Here is a 19,979-nt window from a genome sequence, read left to right on the forward strand (position 1 = left end):
CCATGCCGAAGACGCTGACGTCCGTTCTGCTGCTCGCCTTCGCGATGTTTTTGACGGCCTGCAATTCCAGCCAAGTCCAATTCTCGATCGTCTCCGGCTCCGAGAATACGGTGCTGGAGCCGATCGTCCAGGAATTCTGCGCCAAGCAAGGCGCGACCTGCACCATTTCCTATCAAGGCTCGCTCGACATCGGGCTGGGACTGCAAAAGCCTGGCGGCCTCGACAAGGATGCGGTTTGGCCGGCCTCCAGCGTCTGGGTCGACCTGTTCGACAGCGGCCGCAAGGTGCGCAACCTGACGTCGATCGTGCAGATGCCGGTCATTCTGGGCGTGCGCAAATCCAAGGCCACCGAACTCGGCTGGGTCGGCAAGCCGGTCTTCATGAAGGACATCCTGGCCGCGGTGAAGGACGGCAAGCTGAAATTCCTGATGACGTCGGCGACGCAGTCCAATTCGGGCGCCAGCGCCTATCTCGCCATGCTGTCCAGCGCGCTCGGCGGCAAGCAGGTGATCGAGCCGGGCGACCTCGACAATCCCGCCGTGCACGACACAGTAAGTGCCTTGCTGCAAGGCGTCGAGCGTTCGTCCGGTTCGTCGGGCTGGCTCGCCGATCTTTACGTCGACAGCGCCGGCAAGGGCACCGTCTACGACGCGATGTGGAACTACGAGGCGACGCTGAAGGAGACCAACGACAAACTCAAGCAGATGGGCAACGAGCCGCTCTATGCCATCTATCCGGCCGACGGCGTCGCTGTCGGCGACTCGCCGCTCGGCTTCATCGATCATGGACGCGGAGCCGATGTCGAAAAATTCTTCACCGACCTGCTCGCCTATCTGCAGTCGGACGCAGCACGCAAACGCATCGCCGGTACAGGCCGGCGGCTGCCGCTCGGGGGCGCGGCCATCCAGGCCGCCGCCGAGCCGGATTGGAATTTTGATCCCGGCAAGCTGGTGACGTCGATCCGCATGCCCGAACCGGCCGTGATCCGCAAGGCGCTCGACCTCTACCAGGAAGCCTTGCGCAAGCCTTCGCTGACGGCGCTGTGCTTCGACTTCTCCGGCTCGATGGAAGACCAGGGCGAGAAACAGTTGCAGGCCGCCGCGCAATTCCTGTTCACGCCGGAAAAGGCGAGCGAGGTGCTGGTGCAGTGGACGCCGTCCGACCACATCTTCGTGCTGCCTTTCGACGCCGTCGTGCGCGACACATTCGAGGCGAAGGGCGACGCGGCGGGCCAGAGCGAGCTGCTGGCGGACGTTGCCCAGCAACGCGCCGGCGGCGGCACCGATATGTATGCCTGTGCCGACCAGGCCCTTCAGAAGATCGTTGCCACGGCGGACCTTTCGAAATACCTCCCGGCCATCATCATCATGACCGATGGCCGCACCGATGGCGGCGCGGACCTGTTTCTCGCTGAGTGGCGCAACGCCGCCGTGCGCGTGCCGGTCTTCGGCGTCACCTTCGGCGACGCCGACAAGAGCCAGCTCGACAGTCTCGCCAAGGCGACGTCGGCACGGGTCTTCGATGGCAGCGGCGATCTGGCCGGCGCCTTCCGCGCCGCGCGCGGCTACAATTAGAGCCTGCCGGGATGCGTGGCTTGTTCGGCAATGACTGGAACTGGATCGCGGCGGGCGGGATATCTGCGGTGTTGCTTGTCGGCTTGGGTTTTCTGACCCAGTTCCCGTTCCTGGTGTCGGCCATCATCGCGGCCCTCGTCTTTGCCGGACTGGTGTTCGTGCTGGCGCCGCGACAGCTTTTCGAAGGGCTCGACCTCAGCACGCTCAGCGGCAGCAAAGTGGCCTTCGCCCGCGAACTCCTGGCGCAAGCGCAGCCAGCCGCGGACCGGCTGTCGGCAACGGCCGGTTCGATCGCCGATAAGGACATGAAAGCCAAGGTGAAGAACCTGTCCGACATCGCCGCCGACGTGATTTCCAAAGTCGAGACGAAGCCGGAAACCGCGCCCTCGGTGCGGCGTTTCCTCACCTACTACGTGCCGCAGGCGGCGGAAGTGGCGGAAGGCTACGCGACGCTGGCGAACCGGCGTGCACCCAGCCAGGTCCGGCTCGCCAATGTCGGCGCCGTCATCACCAAGCTTCAGGACGCCTTCGTGCATTATGCCGACAGCCTGGCCGACAGCGAACTTGGCACGCTCGACGTCGACCTGCGACTCATTCAGGAGTCGTTGAAAGAGGATATCGGACGCTGATGGCCATTTCGCGCCGCGCTTTCGGACTGGGTCTGCTGGGTGCCGCCGCTGCCGGCACCGGCGGCTATTTGACGCTGAAGGATCGTCCCGAATTCCGTGGCTATCTTGGCAACAAAGCGCATCTGTTCGGCTTCATCGGCGGCGAGAAGCAGGCATTCCTGGCCGATCCGGACGTCGTGCATGCGCTTGGCGGCTACGGGCTGGAACTCGATGCGCGTGTCGCCGGTTCCGTGGAGATGGTGCGCGAGCCGGCATTGCTCACCCAAAAACCGCAATTCCTGTGGCCCTCATCCTCGATCATGGTCGACCTCGCGCACAAGAGCGGTGTCTCGATCCGCAACGACCAGGTCGTGCTCAACTCCCCGATCGTCGTCTACACCTGGGGACCTGTAGTCGAAGGGCTAAAGAAGAGCGGGCTGGTCACGGTCGCCGCCAAGGGCGGCTACAACCAGCTCGATCTCAAGGCCTTGCTCGACGCCATTCTGGCCGGCAAGAACTGGGCCGATCTCGGCATTGACGAGCTTTATGGCCGCGCCCGCATCGTCTCCACCGATCCCAACCGCTCCAACTCCGGTTTCATGTTCGCCGGCCTGGTGCTCAGCCTGATGAGCGGCGACGTGGCGACCCAGGAACTGCTTGCCCAGCACGGCGACCAGGCCAAGGCGATCTTCCGCAGCATGGGGCTGAAGTCGTCCTCGTCGGGAAAGCTGTTCGACCAGTACATCGCCGGCGGTCTCGGCGCCGAGCCGATGGTGGTGGGTTATGAGAACCAACTGGTGGAATGGGCGCTCGCCGATCCCGCGCGCTGGCAAAGGGTGCAGGCCGGCATGGGCGCCAAGCCCGAGATTCTCTACCCCAGGCCAACCGTCTATTCGGCGCATCCGCTGATCGTCGTCGACCCCGCGGTCGACAGGCTGCTGGAGGCGCTGACCAGCCCAAAGCTGCAAGAGCTTGCCTGGTCGAAACACGGTTTTCGCGGGCCGCTCGGCACCGTCAGCGGCGGCGCCGATGCCGCGATCGCCGGCGTGCGGCCGGCGGAAATCGAGGCGGTGCTGCCGATGCCCTCTGCCGACGTGATGCTGGCGCTGCTGTCGCAGTTGGAAGGCTGATCTACCCTCTTCCCATCCTGTTCCAGGCGTCGAGGCCGGCGATCTTGTAGGCCTCGGCCAGGGTTGGATAGTTGAAGGTGTTGTTGACGAAGAAGTCGACCGTGCCGCCGAGATTGATCACCGCCTGGCCGATATGAATGAGTTCGGTGGCGCCCTCGCCGACAATGTGCGCGCCGAGCAGGCGCCGCGTCTTGATCGAGAACAACAGCTTCAGGAAGCCGGTGTCGACGCCCATGATGTGGCCGCGCGACGTCTCACGGAAGCGCGCGACGCCAACCTCATAGGCGCCGCCGCTTTGGCGTACCTGCTCCTCGGACTGGCCGACCGTCGAGATCTCCGGCACCGCATAGATGCCGTAGGGAAAGGTTTCCGGCGGCGCGGGCAGGGTCACGCCAAAGGCATGGCAGGCGGCCACCCTGCCCTGCTCCATGGAGGTCGAGGCGAGGCTTGGAAAACCGATGACGTCGCCGGCCGCGTAGATGTTCGGCACGCTGGTCTGGAAAGTCTGGGGATCGACCTTGATGCGGCCCCTGGAGTCGGCTTCGATGCCGACCACGTCGAGGCCGAGGCTGCCGACATTGCCGGTGCGGCCGGCGGCGTAGAGCACGACCTCGGAGCGGATGGTGCGGCCATCGGCCAGTTCCACCTCGGCGGCATCCGGCTTGGAGCGGATTTCCTTGACCGCGCTGCCCAGTCTTATCGTCATGCCGCGGTCGCGCATCTGGTGGATGAAATCGTCGACGATCTCCCGGTCGACGAAATCGAGGATGGAGTTGCGCGGCTCGACCAGCGTCACCGGTACGTCGAGCGCGGAAAAGATCGTGGCGTATTCGACGCCGATGACGCCGGCGCCGATCACCGTCAGCGTGCGTGGCAGGCGGTCGAGTTCAAGCATTTCGTCGCTGTCGAAGACACGGGTCTTGTCGAAGGGCACGTCGGCCGGCCGATGCGGCCTGGTGCCCACGGCGATCAGTGCGTTGGCGAAACCGACTTCGCTGTAGTCGCCATTGTCCGATGTCAGGCTGACCTTATTGGAGCCGAGAAATTTCACCGCCGCGCGCGCGCTTTTGACCGTGTTGCGCATGAACTGGTGTTGCAGCACCTCGACCTCGTGGTCGAGCGTCTTGTGCAGGCGCTCGATCAGGTCGCCGACCGAGATATCCTGCTTGACCCGATAGCCGCGTCCATAGAAGCCGCGCTCGCGCCAGCCCGAGAGATTGAGCACCGTTTCGCGCAGCGTTTTGGAAGGAATGGTGCCGGTGTGCACCGAGACGCCGCCAAGGCGCCGGCCCCGGTCGACCACCAGCACCGATTTGCCGAGTTTGGCCGATTGCACGGCGGCGCGGCGGCCGGAAGGGCCGCTGCCGATGACCAGCATGTCGTAGTCCATATTGCCCCGTCCCCTCGGCGTCTTGTTGCGCCGCAGCAAGCTAACGCCATCCGTGCTGCAAATTCAACCGCTTCGGACCCTCAGCCCATTCTGTCCCGCCTGGCGCCGCGGCGAAACGGTCCGATCTTGATTCCACCATGAGCCCTCACCATTTCTGGTGCGGTGGGGCGCAGGCTAAGCAGGCCCCTGTTACGAGGAAATGACATGAACGCTCGCGTTCTCGACGGCGAAATCATCAACACCCGGCTCGACGATGTCAGGGCTTTTGAAGGCGTGCGCACAAGGCGCATCCTGGCTTTCGTGCTCGACTATCTCATCGTTGGCCTGCTGAGCATTCCGGTCGCCATCCTGGTGTTCTTCCTCGGGCTCTTGACCCTCGGCCTGGGCTGGATGCTGTTCGGCGTCCTGGTGCCGGCAGTCGCCATCCTCTACATCTGGAACACGTTGGGCAGCGCCGACCAGGCCACCACGGGCATGAAGATGATGGGCATCCGCCTCGACCGTCTCGACGGCACCCGCATCGACGGGCTGACCGCGGTCGTCCATTCCGTATTGTTCTGGGCCGGCAACGTCATCCTGTCGCCGCTGGTCCTGCTGGTGACCCTGTTCTCGGACCGCAAGCGCACGCTGCACGATCTTTTGCTCGGCACTGTCGTCAGCCGCACCGGCCGCTGAAACCGCCCTGAAGCAAAGCCGCAGCCCCCTTGAGCGCAAATGTGAAGGTGTTGAGTTGCCCACACCTTCACAATCCTGTTGAATTTTTCGCCGCCGGAGCCAAAGGTAGAGCGATTCGAAGGAGTGTTTCCAAGGCTCGATGACGCAGCACCCGACCCAGTCGCCGCAGTTCTTCCTGACCGCGCCGTCGCCGTGCCCCTATCTCGACGGCCAGTTCGAGCGCAAGGTGTTCACGCATCTGGTCGGCGACAAGGCCTCGGAGATGAACGACCTGCTCACGCAAGGCGGCTTCCGGCGCTCGCAGAACATCGCCTACAGACCAGCCTGCGAGACCTGCCGCGCCTGTGTGTCGGTGCGTATCCTGGCACAGGAGTTCACCGCCAGCCGCAACATGAAGCGCGTGCTGCAGCACAATTCCGACCTCGTCGGCGCCATGCACAACGCCGAGCCCTCGACCGAACAATATTCACTGTTTCGCGGCTATCTCGATGCCCGCCACCGCCGCGGCGGCATGTCCGACATGACGGTGCTCGACTACGCCATGATGGTCGAGGATACCCATGTCGACACCAAGGTGATCGAATACCGGCGGCGCGGACCCGACACCTTCATCACCGGCAAAGGCCAGGGTGAACTCATAGCGGTGGCGCTCACCGACAAGATGGCCGACGGCTTGTCGATGGTTTATTCCTATTTCAATCCCGATTTCGAAAGCCGCTCGCTCGGCACGTTCATGATCCTCGACCATATCGCCCGTGCCAAGGCGATGGGGCTGCCCCATGTCTACCTTGGCTACTGGGTCAATGGTTCGCGCAAGATGAATTATAAGATGCGCTTCATGCCGCAGGAGCATCTCGGCCCAAAAGGCTGGGAGCGCTATACCAACGAAGCGGTCTGACGCTGAGTTTTCCCCCGATCCACGCTTAAACTGTTTCAAGGCAGGGGATGCTGGTCTTTCAGCCGCTCGGCTGGAGAGAGTGCGCGCTTGCGCCGACCGGCCGCCTGCAATTCAATTGCGAAAGTTCCTGCATGTCCTCTCACCATGATCACCAGAAGGGCCTTCTGATAACCGCCATCGGCGGACTGATACTGACCGTCGACATACCGTTGATCCGCCTTGCGGATGGCGGCGCGTGGACCATCCTTTTGCTGCGAACCGGAACCACCTTCATCGCCGCGATGATCATCTGGTCGGTCTGGCGCGCGCTGAGCCGGAATGTCCCGCCGCTTATCCCCGGCTGGTCCGGGCTGATCGTGGCGATATGCTATGGGCTGACCTCGATCACCTTCGTTACCGCGGTCTTCCACACCTCGACCGCCGACCTGGTGTTCATCCTGGCCTTCAACACCGTCTTCGCCGCACTCTTGTCCTGGATATTCCTACGGGAAAGGCCGGGAGCGGTGACGATCGCGGCCATGCTGGTCATGATCCTCGGCGTGCTGGTCATCGTCGGCGGTTCGGTTGGCAGCGGCAAGCTGTTCGGTGATTTCATGGCGCTGTGCTCGGCTTTCTTCATCGCGGTGGCCATCACCCTCTCGCGAGCCAGCGGCAAAGATATGGGATTCACCTCGCTGATCGGCGTCCTTCTGCCGCTTGGGCTGGCCGCTTTCATGGTGACGGGCGAAGGCTTTCACGTGAACGCGCCATGGTGGATCATTTTCAACGGCGCCGTCATCATGCCGATCTCGTTCTTCTGCCTCGCCGCCGGGCCGAAATACATTTCAGGACCGGAAGTGGCGATGTTCTACCTGCTCGAAACCGTGCTGGCGCCGATCTGGGTGTGGATGATCTTTGCCGAGACGCCGACCCGCAACAGCCTGATCGGCGGCGGCATCCTGATCGTCACGCTGGTCGCCCATTCGCTCTGGCAGTTGCATGATGGGCGCAAGCGGCGCGGCGACCTCGCGGTGCACCATCCGGCGTAGAGGTCGAGATCAGGCGCTGGCTTTCTTGACCACGCTGGGCTCGGGCAGGACCTCGATTTGTGGACCGGCTTCGATCTCATTCGGCGGCGCGATCTCGTCGGCCAGTTCCACCTCGCGCAGCCACTCGCGCCAGATCGCGACCAGCAGCGCCATCAGCACCGGGCCGATGAACAGGCCGAGAAAACCCATGGTCTTGACGCCGCCGATCAAACCGAAAAAGGTCGGCAGGAAGGGCAGTTTTATCGGGCCGCCGACGAGCTTGGGGCGCAACGTCTTGTCGACGACGAACAACTCGACCGTGCCCCAGATGAACAGCGCCAGGCCGGCCATCGGCGAGCCGCTGGCGGCGAGGTAGATCGAGACCAATGTGAAGGACAATGGCGCACCGCCTGGGATGAGCGCCATGACGCCGGTCAGCGCGCCGAGCGTCACCGGCGACGGCACACCGGCCAGCCAGTAGGCGATGCCCAGCACCAGTCCCTCGCCGATGGCGATTACCGTCATGCCGGTCACGGTCGAGGAAATGGTCGCCGGCACGACGCGCGAGATCCGTTCCCAGCGGGTGGGCAGGATGCGCTCGCCGAGGCGGTCGATCTGGCCGGCGAAATTCTCGCCGTCGCGATAGGCGAAAAACAGGGCGATCATCATGAATAGCAGCGTCAGAAAGAGGCTGAAAGCGCTGCCGCCGGCGGCGAGCGCACCGCGGTAGATGCTGCCTATATTGGCGCCGCTGACCAGCTGGATCAGTTCGCCGATGCCGCCGGGATGGCCGAGATTGGTCGTCCACTGCTCGTTCAGCCACTCACCCACCACAGGCAGGGTGGCGATCCACTGCGGCGTCACCGCACCGTGGCGGTTTGTCTCTATCGCCCAGCCGACCCATTCGCGCACCTCGTTGATGGCGTAGGTGCCGGCAAGCGCGATCGGTATCACCAGGAAGGCCAGGATGAACAGGATGGCAAATGTGGCGGCGATGGTTCGGTTGCCGCCGACGCCGACCAGCAGCCGTCGGTAGAGCGGCCAGCTGGCGAAGGCGATAACGAGGGCGGCCAGCACCGGGAACAGGAAGCCGTGGAAAAAATAGACGCCGGCGGCAACGATCAGCACCAGCAGCCAGCGCGCCGCCGAGAGCGGCGGTATGACGGCCGAACGAAGCGGTGTGGACAGCCCGAAGAGGCGCTGCTGCCGTTCCGGCTTCTGGATCTTTGCTTCCTTCAAACGCCCTGTTCTCCCCGGCCCATCCGGTCAGTTATGCACCGATATAGTGCAGCAATCGTGACGATACTCCAAATGGTGATGGCGGAGCTGCCAATCTCCCCCTCGTGGGAATTTCCTGCAGGACAGAGGGGGCGTGAACCCCTGATCTGATCTTAAGGACCGAGAATTGCGAGGGGTGTAGCCAGCCATTTGATGCGCTGGCGGGACAGCGCCTCCTCTGGCCAGCCGGCCATTTCCCCCACGAGGGACGAGATCGGCAGCTTCTAGCCGAACTTCCCAGTCCTTGGGAATCCCTTAGGCACCATCCGTCCCGCCGACGCCCGGGCGCCGATCCATTCAGCCAATTCCTCGCGCGACCGGGTGAAGGTACGGTCGGCCGAATCCTGCCAGGAGAGACCGGTTTCCAGCGTGAACGGCTTGAGGTCGAGCAGGCCGCCGTCCTTGTATTTCTGCAGCCGCACACCCTTGCCGCGACCCATCTCCGGGATTTCCGAGAGCGCGAACACCAGCATCTTGCGGTTCTCGCCAACGATGGCCAGGTGATCGCCGGTGACCGGCACGCAGCGCTTGGCCTCGTCCGGCGCCTTGACGTTCATCACCTGCTTGCCCTTGCGGGTGTTGGCGACCACCTCTTCCTCGGGAACGATGAAGCCGTTGGCGTCGAAAGAGGCGAGCAGCAGCTTGCGCTTGGGATCGTGGACGAAGGCGGTGACGATGTCCTGGTCATTGTCCATGTCGACGATGATGCGGATCGGCTCGCCATGGCCGCGGCCGCCCGGCAGCCGGTCGGCGCCGATCGTATAGAACTTGCCGCCGGTCGTGAAGATCAGAACCTTGTCCGTCGTCTGGGCATGGAAGGCGAGCTTGAGGCTGTCGCCCTCCTTGAAGGTCAGCGTCGAAAAATCGGCCAGATGGCCCTTCATCGCCCGCAGCCAGCCTTTTTCCGAAACCACCACGGTGACCGGCTCGCGCTCGATCATGGCGTGCGCGATATCGGTCAGGTCGTGCTCGGGCGCGTCGGCGAACTGCGTGCGGCGCTTGCCGATCTCGGTCTCCGGACCGAACTTGTCGCGAACCTGAGTGACTTCCCACTTGATGGTCGACCATTGCTTGGCATCGGACGCCAGCAGTGCCTCGATCTGCTTCTTCTCCGCTGTCAGGCCGTCGAATTCCTTGCGGATCTCGAATTCTTCCAGCTTGCGCAAGGCGCGCAGCCGCATGTTGAGGATCGCTTCGGCCTGGGTGTCGGTGAGCGACCAGCGGGCCATCATGACCTGCTTGGGCTCATCCTCCTCGCGGATGATCCTGATCACCTCGTCGATGTTGATATAGGCGATCAGGTAGCCGGCAAGGATTTCCAGCCGCCTCTCGATCTCGCCGAGGCGAAATTTCGAGCGACGGATGAGGACGTCGCGGCGGTGGTCCAGCCATTCCTGCAGCACGCCCTTCAGCGACAGCACGTTGGGCACCTTGCCGCGCGACAGCACATTCATGTTGAGCGGGAAACGGCTTTCGAGCTCGGTCAGCTTGAACAGCGATTCCATCAGGATGCCTGGGTCGACCGAACGGCTCTTCGGCACCAGCACGACGCGGATGTCCTCGGCGCTTTCGTCCCTGATATCCTCGAGCAGCGGCAGCTTGCGGGCCATCAACAGCTCGGCGATCTTCTCGATCAGCCGCGCCTTCTGCACCCCATAGGGGATTTCGGTGACGACAATGCTCCAGGTGCCCCTGCCCTGGTCTTCCTGGTTCCATTTCGACCGCACGCGAAACCCGCCGCGGCCGGTCTCATAGGCTTCGAGGATCGAGGCACGGCTGTCGACGATGATGCCGCCGGTCGGAAAATCCGGACCCTGGACGAAATCCATCAGCTTCGCCACCGGCGCATCGCGATGCTCGATCAGATGCAGCGCCGCGTCGCAGAGCTCTGCGGCATTGTGCGGCGGGATCGAGGTCGCCATGCCAACCGCGATGCCGGACGAGCCGTTGGCCAAGAGATTGGGGAAGGCACCGGGGAGCACGACCGGCTCCTCGTCTTCTTCATTGTACGTCGGCCGATAGTCGACCGCGTCCTCGGTGATGCCGGCAAGCAGATCGGTCGCCACGTCGGTCATACGCGCTTCGGTGTAGCGCATGGCGGCGGCGTTATCGCCGTCGATGTTGCCGAAATTGCCCTGGCCGTCGACCAAGGGGTAGCGCATCGAAAAATCCTGCGCCAGCCGCACCAGCGCATCATAGATCGACTGGTCGCCATGCGGGTGGAACTTGCCCATCACCTCGCCGACGATACGAGCGCATTTGGCGAACCCCTGGTCGGGGTTGAGGCGCAACAGGCGCATGGCATGCATGATGCGGCGATGGACCGGCTTCAGTCCGTCGCGCACATCCGGGAGCGCCCGGTGCATGATGGTCGACAAAGCATAGGCGAGATAGCGCTCTTCCAGCGCCTTCTTCAGGTCGACCGGTTCGATATGATCGCCGCCGCCATTGTCAGGCGGCAAAAGCCTTTTTCCCATGGGCTGCACCTAGCCGAGCGGGTGATTCGCGGCAAGAGGCGCGCAACGGGCCAGTCGATTTGCGCGCAATTCTGCAACAGAAAACCGCAAGGTCGAGCTTGCCGGCCAACATCAATCTGTTACATGCCGCATCTATTGCGAAGCACGCTGGCGGCTCGACCTTCATGCCAAATTCACTGCATTCTCCAATAGCGGTCGGATCGGGTTTGCCTTTCAGCGCGATTTTCGACCATTGTGCCGGGACACGCCTTTCTCCCGTCCAGTTCGTCACGGAATGGTGATGGCGCAAAGAATTGAAAAATAATTTCAGGACACTCTCAGGGACCTTGCAATGACAATCAACCGCTCAACTCTCCGGAAATTCGCACTTTCGACCTTCTTGCTCACGCTGCCGCTGAATGCGGCCCTTGCCCAGGACGCGGCGGTCGCGGACCGGCTGAAGGCAGCACTCTCCGCCCAGGGCGTCGACATCTCTTGGACCGGCGTGACCGGCGACAACACCAGCATGGTGCTGCAGGGCGTGTCCGTGAAACCGGCCGCGGAAAAGGAAGCGCTGACGATCGGCGACGTCAAGCTCGAGAACATCACCGAAGCCAATGGCGGCTATGATATCGGCACCGTGTCGACCTCGGCCTTCGAACACAGCAAGGACGGCGTCACCCTGGATCTCAGCCCCTTCGTCATCCACGACATGACGGTGCCGGCCGACGGCTCCACCAGCCCGCTTGGCTCGCTGATGATGTACAAATCCGCTGAACTCTCGAACATGACGGTCAAGGTCGCCGACAAGACCGCTTTTTCGATGGACGGGCTTGCCATCCAGATCACGCCGCCCGCCGACGGCAAGGCGATGGAATTCACCGCCAACACGGAGAAATTCACGGCCGATCTCTCGCTGGTCGAGGACCCCAAGTCCAAGGAGGTCATCAACGCGCTCGGCTACCAGAACATTTCGGGCAATCTTGAAATGGCCGGCACCTGGCAGCCGTCGGACGGCAAGATGGAGCTGTCGAAATACGACATATCCGTCGAGAATGCCGGCACGCTCGGCATGACCTTCGACCTCGGCGGCTACACGATCGACTTCATCAAGTCGCTGCAGGAAATGCAGAAGAAGATGGCCGCACAGCCGGAAGGCGCCGACAATTCGGCGCAAGGCATGGCCATGCTCGGCCTGTTGCAGCAGCTTTCGTTCAACAGCGCATCGATCCGCTTCGACGACGATTCGCTGACCGGCAAGGTGCTGGACTATGTCGGCAAGCAGCAGGGCATGTCGGCCAAGGACATCGCCAACCAAGCCAAGGCAATCGTGCCGTTCGGCATGGCGCAGCTCAACAATCCCGAGCTGACGGCCCAGGTTACGGCGGCGGTCAGCAAATATCTCGACGATCCGAAGAGTCTCGAAATCTCGGCCGAGCCGCCGGCATCGGTGCCGTTCGCGCTGATCATGGCGGGCGCCATGTCCAACCCGCTCGACCTGCCGAAGACGCTCGGCGTCAGCGTCAAGGCGAACGAGGACTGATCGAATTAGCTGCCTTCTCCCCGTCACTATACGGGGAGAAGGTGCCGGCAGGCGGATGAGGGGCAGCGCCGACGCTTGCGAATATGAATTCCAGTCTGAAACGATTGCCTGTCAGAAGGCCTCGGCTGCTACGATCGCTCGCAAATCGCCAGCCCGCGCTGCCCCTCATTGTCCTGCCGGACATTTCTCCCCGTATAGTGACGGGGAGAAAGGGCAGTTGCACCCGTCAGTCCTTCTTCACCGGCGCTACGCGCAGCGCCAAATCGCGAAGCTGCTGCGGCGAGGCTTCCGACGGCGCGTTCATCAACAGGTCGTAAGCCTGCTGGTTCATCGGGAACATGGTGATTTCGCGCAGGTTCTTGGCGCCGACCAGCAGCATGACGACGCGGTCGACGCCCGCAGCCATGCCGCCATGCGGCGGCGCGCCATACTGGAAGGCACGGTAGAGGCCGCCAAAGCGTTCCTCGACCGTGGCGCGGTCGAGCCCGACCGTCTCGAACGCCTTGACCATGGTTTCGGGCAAATGGTTGCGTATACCGCCGCTGGCGATCTCGAAACCGTTGCAGACCATGTCGTACTGGAAGGCCTTGATGCCGAGCAGATCCTCGCCGTTCAGCGCGTCGATGCCACCCTGCGGCATCGAGAACGGGTTGTGGGCGAAGTCGATCTTCTTCTCCTCCTCGTTCCATTCGAAGAACGGGAAGTCGACGATCCAGCACAGTTCGAAGCGTTCGCGGTCGACGAGGTTCAGCTCCTCGCCGGCACGGGTGCGCGCCGCGCCGGCGAACGACACGAACTTCTTCGGATCACCGGCGACAAAGAAAGCGGCGTCGCCGTCGGCAAGGCCGAGCTGCAGGCGGATCGCCTCGGTACGTTCCTCGCCGATGTTCTTGGCGAGCGGGCCGGCGCCTTCGAGCTTGTCGCCTTCCTTGCGCCAGAAGATGTAGCCCAGCCCCGGCTGGCCCTCGCCTTGCGCCCAGCTATTCATGCGGTCGCAAAAGGCGCGGCTGCCGCCGGTCTTTGCCGGAATGCCCCACACCTCGGCCTTCGGATCGTTGGCCAGGATGTTGGCGAACACCTTGAAGCCGGAATCGCGAAAATGGTCGGAGACGGCTTGCATCTCGATCGGGTTGCGCAAGTCCGGCTTGTCGGAGCCGTATTTGCGCATGGCGACATCATAGGGGATGCGCTGGAATTTCTGCGTCACCGGCTTGCCATTGGCGAAGGTCTCGAAGACGCCGCGCATCACCGGTTCCATGGTCGACAGCACGTCGTCCTGCTCGACGAAACTCATTTCGAGGTCGAGCTGGTAGAATTCGCCGGGCAAGCGGTCGGCGCGCGGGTCCTCGTCACGGAAGCAGGGCGCGATCTGGAAGTAGCGGTCGAAGCCCGACACCATGATCAGCTGCTTGTATTGCTGCGGCGCCTGCGGCAGCGCGTAGAAGGTGCCGGGATGGATGCGCGACGGCACCAGGAAGTCGCGCGCGCCTTCCGGCGACGAGGCGGTCAAGATCGGCGTCGAGAATTCGGTGAAGCCGACCTCGCCCATGCGCTTGCGCATCTCGGCGATGATCTTCGTGCGCGCCACGATGTTCTTGTGCAGTGTCTCGCGGCGCAGGTCGAGGAAGCGGTATTTCAGCCTGATGTCCTCGGGATAATCGGGCTCGCCGAACACCGGCAGCGGCAATTCCTTGGCCGCCGACAACACCTCGATCTCGCGGGCGAAAATCTCGATCTCGCCGGTCGGCAAATTGGCGTTCGTGGTCTCGGGCAAACGCGCCTTGACCTCGCCGTCGACGCGGATCACCCACTCGCCGCGCAAGGTCTCGGCGACCTTGAAGGCGGGCGAATCGGGATCGGCGACGATCTGGGTCAGGCCGTAATGGTCGCGCAGGTCGATGAACAGCAGGCCGCCATGGTCGCGCACGCGATGCACCCAACCCGACAGGCGAACGGAATTGCCGACGTCGCTCTTTCGCAACTGGGCACAGGTATGGCTGCGGTAACGGTGCATGGTCATGGATAAAGTCCGGATGCTGGGGTGCGGGCTGAGGCCCGGCTCGAAATTGGCGCGAAAAGCGCATGAGAGGCCGGCTTTGTCAAGGCAAGCGGATGGTTTGGGCCATCGCCGGACCTTGAGCGGCATTGCCTGAAAACGCGTTTCTTGTGAAGATACCGCCTCGACACAATCCGGAGACGCCCGATGCCAAAACGCACGCTCCCATCCGGCATTAGGCCACATAACCACCGCGAGCTGGAACTGATGCTCAGCGGCATGAAGCCGATGGCCTTGTTCGCGGCGGAAGCGGGAATGGACGCCGAAGACATTGGCGACGCGCAATTCAAGCCCTTCGTCGATGAAGGGCGTATTCTCAAATTCACCTATGTCGACCCTAACCTCCATCGAAGAGCGTCGCTACTGCCTGCCGACCGAGGAATGGCGCTGCAAGCTCAGCCTGCTGATCTCTCGAATGTGCCGGAGCGGAGAGGCCTTTGGCGTCTTCACGTCAAATGATCTGGCGAGACTGGAAGGCACACTTCTTGGCTATCCCAAAGAAAATATCGAAGCGTTTGTCACGTATGCGGCATCGATGAAAGCGCTGAACGTCGACGCAGATTGAATGACCGCCTCCCGGCGGAGACTCAATCCGGCGGGGAATGTTCCTGCGGCCAAGGCTGTCGCTTCGCCGCACCTGTTGTGAATTTCGGCCAGTTTCGCTCGGCCGAGTGACAAAAACGGCGATTCCGGCGGCCCAGCCGCGTCACGACGCCGATACCGGCGCTTGACGAAAGCCTTCCCGGCTGAAATCTAGGAAGACCCTACTCCTGCCAAAAGCGATTTGATGCACGTCATCACCACCCAGAAAGAACTCGAGACCGTTCTCGCCGCTTTCGAAAAGTCGGATTTCGTCACCGTCGACACCGAATTCATCCGTGAAACGACCTTCTGGCCTATCCTGTGCCTCATCCAGATGGCCGCTCCCGGCGTAACGGCGCTGATCGATCCGCTGTCGCCCGATATCGATCTGGCACCCTTCTTCAGGCTGATGGCCAACGAAGCGGTGGTCAAAGTCTTCCATGCGGCGCGCCAGGACATCGAAATCATCGTCCATCTCGGCGACCTCGTTCCGCACCCGGTGTTCGATACCCAGGTGGCGGCGATGGTCTGCGGCTTCGGCGACAGCGTTTCCTACGATCAGCTGGTACAGCGCATCACCGGGGCGCGCCTCGACAAGTCGTCGCGCTTCACCGACTGGCGCCATCGGCCGCTGTCCGACAAGCAGCTCGATTACGCGCTGGCCGACGTCACCCATCTGATCGAGGTCTATCAGCACCTCAACGCCGAGCTGGCGCGGGAAAACCGCGCCCACTGGCTGAATGAGGAGATGGATGTCCTGACCTCGCGCGAGACCTACGATCCGCACCCCGAGGATGCCTGGAAGCGGCTGAAGATGCGGCTTCGCAAGCCCCAGGAACTGGCGATCGTGCAGGCCGTGGCGGCATGGCGTGAACGCGAGGCGCGCGAGCGCGACGTGCCGCGCGGCCGTGTGCTCAAGGACGACGCGATCTACGAGATCGCACAGCAAGGACCGCGCGATGCGCCAGCCCTTGCCAAGCTGCGCACCACTCCCAAGGGATGGGAACGCTCCTCGACGGCGACGGCATTGCTCGGCGCGGTCAACACCGCGCTCGCCCTGCCCAAGGAGCAGATGCCGAAACTGCCGAAAAACTTCCAGCCGCCCGAGGGCTCGAATGCGGCCGCGGAACTGTTGAAGGTCCTGCTCAGGATCGTCGCCGAAAAACAGGGCGTCGCCTCGAAGGTGCTGGCCTCCAGCGATGACATCGATCGCATCGCCGCCGAGGGCGAGGATGCCGATGTGCCTGCGCTGCAAGGATGGCGGCGCGCCGTGTTCGGCGAACACGCGCTGAAGCTGGTACGCGGCGAGATCGGCATCAAGTTCGACAATCGCAAGATCGCGGTGTTCGATCTATAGGCGCCGGCCTTTCCCCTTCCCTTTTGGAGAATGTGATTGGCGCAGCTCATACGATCGCGAGCAAGTGCAGGGCCAGCCAGATCCAGCCCAGCGCCAGCACCACCGCGCCCAGCACGAAGGAGCGGTTGCGCACCAGCAGCTTATTGCTGGTCAGGTGAAACCAGGCGTGAAAATAGCGCGACGCGACAAAAATCCACATCAGTGCGAGGGTGATGTAATTGACGCCGTTGGTCATGTGCAGTGTCAGGCACAGGACGTAGAAAAGCACCGGCAGTTCGAATTGGTTGATCAAATTGTTCGCGACGGTGGCAGTAGAGGCCGGCTCGGTCGAACGAACCTTGTACTGGCCGACCTTGGCTTCACCCGACTTGACAGCAACATAGCGGCGCCGGCCCATGACGATATAGACGATGTAGATCAGCAGCACATGAGCCAGCACAGGCCAGAAGATCGTGGTCTGGTTCATGAAGCCGCCCCTGCCCTGCTCCGCTTCAACTCCGACGTCTTTGGCCTGCCAGCCAGAAAGCGGCAATGACGATGACCGGGACGGCGAGAAGCGCGAATTTGGTGACGATCAGCGCCGAGGCAAAGGACAGCGAGTCCGGATTGGCGTAGAGGAAATCGGACAGAAGGCGCGCCACGGCGATGTTCTGGGCGTAGTCGGCGAGCGTATAGGGCAGCACCAGGACCAGCGCGAAGACCGCCTGCATCTGCGCCGGCAGCACGCGGAAATTCTTCAGGCGCCGGCCAGTTGCCAGGATCAGGCTGACCAGCGTCAGCGACAACAGCGCCGGAAACAGAAGATCGAAGGTCAGGTAGTGCCAGACTAGGATGATCTCGCTGCCGCGCCGGCCAAGCGCCGTAAGCCAGGCCATGCCTTCGTCGGGCGTGAATCCGAAATAGCGCATGTCGAGCGAGGCCAGGCCCCCGCTCAGTCGACGGAAATAGAAGAACTCCATCCCTGTCATGGCGACAAAAACCGCCGCCGAGAGGAAGCAGAACGCCCCGACATGGCGCGACAAGCGCAGCACCATGGAGGTCAAGTTCGCCCAAAGTCCGGAAGAATCAGGCTCCGCCGGGATAGTTGGGGCTTTCGCGGGTAATCGTGACGTCATGGGCGTGGCTTTCACGAAGTCCGGCGTTGGATATGCGCACAAAGGTGGCGCGGTCGCGGAAATCGGCAAGGTCGCGGCCACCAACATAACCCATAGCGGCTTTCAGCCCGCCCGCAAGCTGGTGCAGCACGCCAGACACAGGTCCTTTATAGGGAACCTGCCCTTCAATGCCTTCCGGCACCAGTTTCAGCGTGTCGCGCACCTCGGCCTGGAAGTAGCGATCGGCGGAGCCCCGCGCCATGGCGCCGACCGAGCCCATGCCGCGATAGGCCTTGAAGGAGCGGCCCTGGTGCAGATAGACCTCGCCCGGGCTTTCGTCGGTTCCGGCAAGCAGCGAGCCGATCATGGCGGCGCTGGCGCCGGCGGCGAGTGCCTTGGCGAGATCGCCGGAATATTTGATGCCGCCGTCGGCGATCACCGAGGCGCCTGATTTGTGCGCCGTCTCGACCGCCGACATGATGGCCGAAAGCTGGGGAACGCCGACCCCGGCCACAATGCGGGTGGTGCAGATGGAGCCCGGACCAATGCCGACCTTGACGGCGTCGGCGCCGGCGTCGATCAGCGCCCGCGTGCCTTCCGCGGTGGCGACGTTGCCGGCCAGGATTCGCACGGAATTGGAAAGCTTCTTCGCCCGCGTCACCGCGTCCAGCACGCGCTGCGAGTGGCCATGCGCTGTGTCGATCACCAAAAGATCGACGCCGGCCTCGATAAGACGCTCGGCGCGCTCGAAGCCGTCATCACCGACGCTGGTGGCGGCCGCGGCGCGCAGGCGCCCCTGCGCATCCTTGGTGGCGTGCGGGTTGAGCTGCGACTTCTCGATGTCCTTGACGGTGATCAGCCCGACGCAATTGCCCGTTTTGTCGACCACCACCAACTTCTCGATGCGGTGCTGGTGCAGAAGCCGCTTGGCCTCGTCCTGGTCGACGTTCTCCTTGACCGTGATCAGGTTCTCACGGGTCATCAATTCGTAGACCTTTTGCGCCGGATCGGAAGCGAAGCGCACATCGCGGTTGGTCAGGATGCCGACCAGCCGCCCGGTCTTGTGGCCACCGGCGCCGCCATTCTCGACCACCGGAATGCCCGAGATCGAATAGGTGCGCATCAGCGACAATGCGTCGGCGAGCGTGGCGTCGGGCCCGATCGTGACCGGGTTGACCACCATGCCGGATTCGAATTTCTTGACCTGCCGCACCTGCTCGGCCTGTTCGGCGGGCGAGAAATTGCGATGGATGACGCCGATGCCGCCGGCCTGCGCCATGGCGATGGCAAGCCTTGCCTCGGTGACCGTGTCCATCGCTGCCGACAGGATCGGCACGTTGAGATCGATGTCGCCGGCGATGCGGGTGCGGATGTCGGTCTGGCCGGGCATGACCTCGGAATGACCGGGCTGCAAAAGCACGTCGTCAAAGGTCAGCGCCAGTGCGCCGGTGGACGTTTCGATGATTTTTGCCATGGCCAGCCCTTTGAATGCGAAAAAGCGCTGGACCAGAATGGACAGCGCCGACTCGTTATTCCCTTTCAGGATTGGCGGTGGCTGGTAACACGTCGCGGGACGGATGAAAAGCCGATCGTTGCGTCGTTCCGCGTTCTAGTCGCCAGACTTCCCCGCCAGAGCATCAAGCAATGGGTGACGCGGCGCTGCGAAGGGACTGACGACAGTGACCGCGCCCCATGTGAAGCCGTCTTGCAGATCTTCCGAGACCAGCAGCCGACAGCCAGCTTGCGAGGCCGTGGAGAGAATGACCGAGTCCCAAATGCTGAGTCGATGATCGGTAGCCAGATCAGCGGCCATCATCATCACGTCCTGCGTCGTCGCGGCAACGGAAAATGCGTCGCTCCAGCTCAGAAGGGCATCCCGTGCCTCCAGGGGCGGTCTTCCTGCTTTGCGGACCAAAACGTTGAAGAGTTCACCAAGAACCTGAACAGGAATAACCGCGTCATCTTGCCGGAGATCGCGCAGCAATTCGAGAACGATGTCGCGCTTCTCCGCACCGTTCACCCCTTCCGCGTAAGCAAGGATATTCGTATCGAGCGCGATCTTCAATGCTCGTCCTCATAAAGCTCATCGCGCGTCCACTGCCCGGCATTCATGACAGGCTGGCGCTCAAGGCGCGACAACAACGCCGCGCGCGATCGGGCAGCCACACCCTCCTGATGATCCGCGGGCACGATCCGAGCGACCGGACGCCCGTGACTGGTCACCACGTAGCTTTGTCCTTCGCGAACGCCGCGCAGTAGGAGAGAAAACCTGCGATTGGCATCGGCCGCCGAAACACCTTTTTCCATGGCAATGTCCCCATAGTAGTTATA

Annotated in this window: 18 protein-coding genes; 9 read left to right on the top strand and 9 right to left on the bottom strand. The window is 62.8% G+C overall.

Going from position 1 to position 19,979, the window contains the following annotated elements:
• Positions 1 to 2: 2 nt before the first annotated feature.
• The 3 genes from LB524_RS21265 to LB524_RS21275 are packed head-to-tail and all read left to right on the top strand — an operon-like array spanning position 3 to position 3,312.
• A complete protein-coding gene (locus tag LB524_RS21265; protein WP_411909930.1) occupies positions 3 to 1,574 on the top strand; it encodes a substrate-binding domain-containing protein in 1,572 nt (523 codons plus the stop codon).
• A gap of 11 nt (positions 1,575 to 1,585) precedes the next feature.
• Entirely contained in the window at positions 1,586 to 2,203 is a 618-nt protein-coding gene (locus LB524_RS21270; protein ID WP_140661926.1) for a 5-bromo-4-chloroindolyl phosphate hydrolysis family protein, read from the top strand.
• On the top strand, positions 2,203 to 3,312 hold the full coding sequence (locus tag LB524_RS21275; RefSeq protein WP_224529857.1) for a hypothetical protein: 1,110 nt from the start codon (positions 2,203 to 2,205) through the stop codon (positions 3,310 to 3,312). The genes LB524_RS21270 and LB524_RS21275 overlap by 1 nt, the downstream gene beginning before the upstream one ends.
• A gap of 1 nt (position 3,313) precedes the next feature.
• On the opposite strand, the gene sthA is transcribed toward LB524_RS21275, so the two are convergent.
• Complete coding sequence (gene sthA, locus LB524_RS21280; protein WP_140720793.1) at positions 3,314 to 4,702, bottom strand: Si-specific NAD(P)(+) transhydrogenase; 1,389 nt, start codon at positions 4,700 to 4,702, stop codon at positions 3,314 to 3,316.
• A 204-nt stretch (positions 4,703 to 4,906) separates the two neighbouring features.
• On the opposite strand from sthA, the gene LB524_RS21285 reads away from it, so the two are divergent.
• From LB524_RS21285 to LB524_RS21295, 3 genes are all read left to right on the top strand, one after another.
• On the top strand, positions 4,907 to 5,377 hold the full coding sequence (locus LB524_RS21285) for an RDD family protein (RefSeq protein ID WP_015318274.1): 471 nt from the start codon (positions 4,907 to 4,909) through the stop codon (positions 5,375 to 5,377).
• 139 nt (positions 5,378 to 5,516) lie between these two features.
• Positions 5,517 to 6,275 (top strand): arginyltransferase, encoded by a 759-nt coding sequence (locus LB524_RS21290; RefSeq protein ID WP_015318275.1) that lies wholly within the window; start codon positions 5,517 to 5,519, stop codon positions 6,273 to 6,275.
• Positions 6,276 to 6,406: 131 nt separating this feature from the next.
• A complete protein-coding gene (locus LB524_RS21295; RefSeq protein WP_140787665.1) occupies positions 6,407 to 7,303 on the top strand; it encodes a DMT family transporter in 897 nt (298 codons plus the stop codon).
• A 9-nt stretch (positions 7,304 to 7,312) separates the two neighbouring features.
• On the opposite strand, the gene LB524_RS21300 is transcribed toward LB524_RS21295, so the two are convergent.
• Positions 7,313 to 8,521 carry an AI-2E family transporter gene (locus tag LB524_RS21300; protein WP_224529859.1) on the bottom strand — a complete coding sequence of 403 codons (1,209 nt, stop codon included), beginning with the start codon at positions 8,519 to 8,521 and terminating at the stop codon, positions 7,313 to 7,315.
• A gap of 263 nt (positions 8,522 to 8,784) precedes the next feature.
• Entirely contained in the window at positions 8,785 to 11,037 is a 2,253-nt protein-coding gene (gene parC, locus LB524_RS21305; protein WP_224529860.1) for a DNA topoisomerase IV subunit A, read from the bottom strand.
• 331 nt (positions 11,038 to 11,368) lie between these two features.
• Here parC and LB524_RS21310 point away from each other — a divergent pair, with 331 nt between their 5' ends.
• Complete coding sequence (locus tag LB524_RS21310; RefSeq protein ID WP_140718259.1) at positions 11,369 to 12,559, top strand: hypothetical protein; 1,191 nt, start codon at positions 11,369 to 11,371, stop codon at positions 12,557 to 12,559.
• 226 nt (positions 12,560 to 12,785) lie between these two features.
• On the opposite strand, the gene aspS is transcribed toward LB524_RS21310, so the two are convergent.
• A complete protein-coding gene (aspS, locus tag LB524_RS21315; protein ID WP_181171057.1) occupies positions 12,786 to 14,573 on the bottom strand; it encodes an aspartate--tRNA ligase in 1,788 nt (595 codons plus the stop codon).
• A gap of 189 nt (positions 14,574 to 14,762) precedes the next feature.
• Here aspS and LB524_RS21320 point away from each other — a divergent pair, with 189 nt between their 5' ends.
• Positions 14,763 to 15,074 carry a hypothetical protein gene (locus tag LB524_RS21320; RefSeq protein WP_224529862.1) on the top strand — a complete coding sequence of 104 codons (312 nt, stop codon included), beginning with the start codon at positions 14,763 to 14,765 and terminating at the stop codon, positions 15,072 to 15,074.
• A gap of 328 nt (positions 15,075 to 15,402) precedes the next feature.
• The gene (gene rnd / locus LB524_RS21325) at positions 15,403 to 16,554 is read left to right on the top strand and encodes a ribonuclease D (RefSeq protein ID WP_015318283.1); all 1,152 of its coding nucleotides are present in this window, start codon (positions 15,403 to 15,405) and stop codon (positions 16,552 to 16,554) included.
• 46 nt (positions 16,555 to 16,600) lie between these two features.
• Here rnd and LB524_RS21330 read toward each other — a convergent pair whose 3' ends face one another.
• From LB524_RS21330 to LB524_RS21350, 5 genes are all read right to left on the bottom strand, one after another.
• On the bottom strand, positions 16,601 to 17,020 hold the full coding sequence (locus tag LB524_RS21330) for an MAPEG family protein (RefSeq protein ID WP_224529863.1): 420 nt from the start codon (positions 17,018 to 17,020) through the stop codon (positions 16,601 to 16,603).
• A gap of 25 nt (positions 17,021 to 17,045) precedes the next feature.
• Positions 17,046 to 17,588 (bottom strand): hypothetical protein, encoded by a 543-nt coding sequence (locus LB524_RS21335; RefSeq protein ID WP_015318285.1) that lies wholly within the window; start codon positions 17,586 to 17,588, stop codon positions 17,046 to 17,048.
• 31 nt (positions 17,589 to 17,619) lie between these two features.
• Positions 17,620 to 19,122 carry an IMP dehydrogenase gene (gene guaB / locus LB524_RS21340; protein ID WP_015318286.1) on the bottom strand — a complete coding sequence of 501 codons (1,503 nt, stop codon included), beginning with the start codon at positions 19,120 to 19,122 and terminating at the stop codon, positions 17,620 to 17,622.
• Between the two features lie 135 nt (positions 19,123 to 19,257).
• Positions 19,258 to 19,713: a PIN domain-containing protein gene (locus LB524_RS21345; protein ID WP_140617088.1), complete on the bottom strand. Its 456-nt coding sequence runs from the start codon at positions 19,711 to 19,713 to the stop codon at positions 19,258 to 19,260.
• Complete coding sequence (locus LB524_RS21350) at positions 19,710 to 19,955, bottom strand: type II toxin-antitoxin system Phd/YefM family antitoxin (RefSeq protein ID WP_140617089.1); 246 nt, start codon at positions 19,953 to 19,955, stop codon at positions 19,710 to 19,712. Before LB524_RS21350 ends, LB524_RS21345 begins: the two co-directional genes overlap by 4 nt.
• Between the last annotated feature and the right edge of the window lie 24 nt (positions 19,956 to 19,979).

It is taken from the genome of Mesorhizobium sp. ESP6-5, from assembly GCF_020164695.1.
GTDB classification, from domain to species: domain Bacteria; phylum Pseudomonadota; class Alphaproteobacteria; order Rhizobiales; family Rhizobiaceae; genus Mesorhizobium; species Mesorhizobium australicum.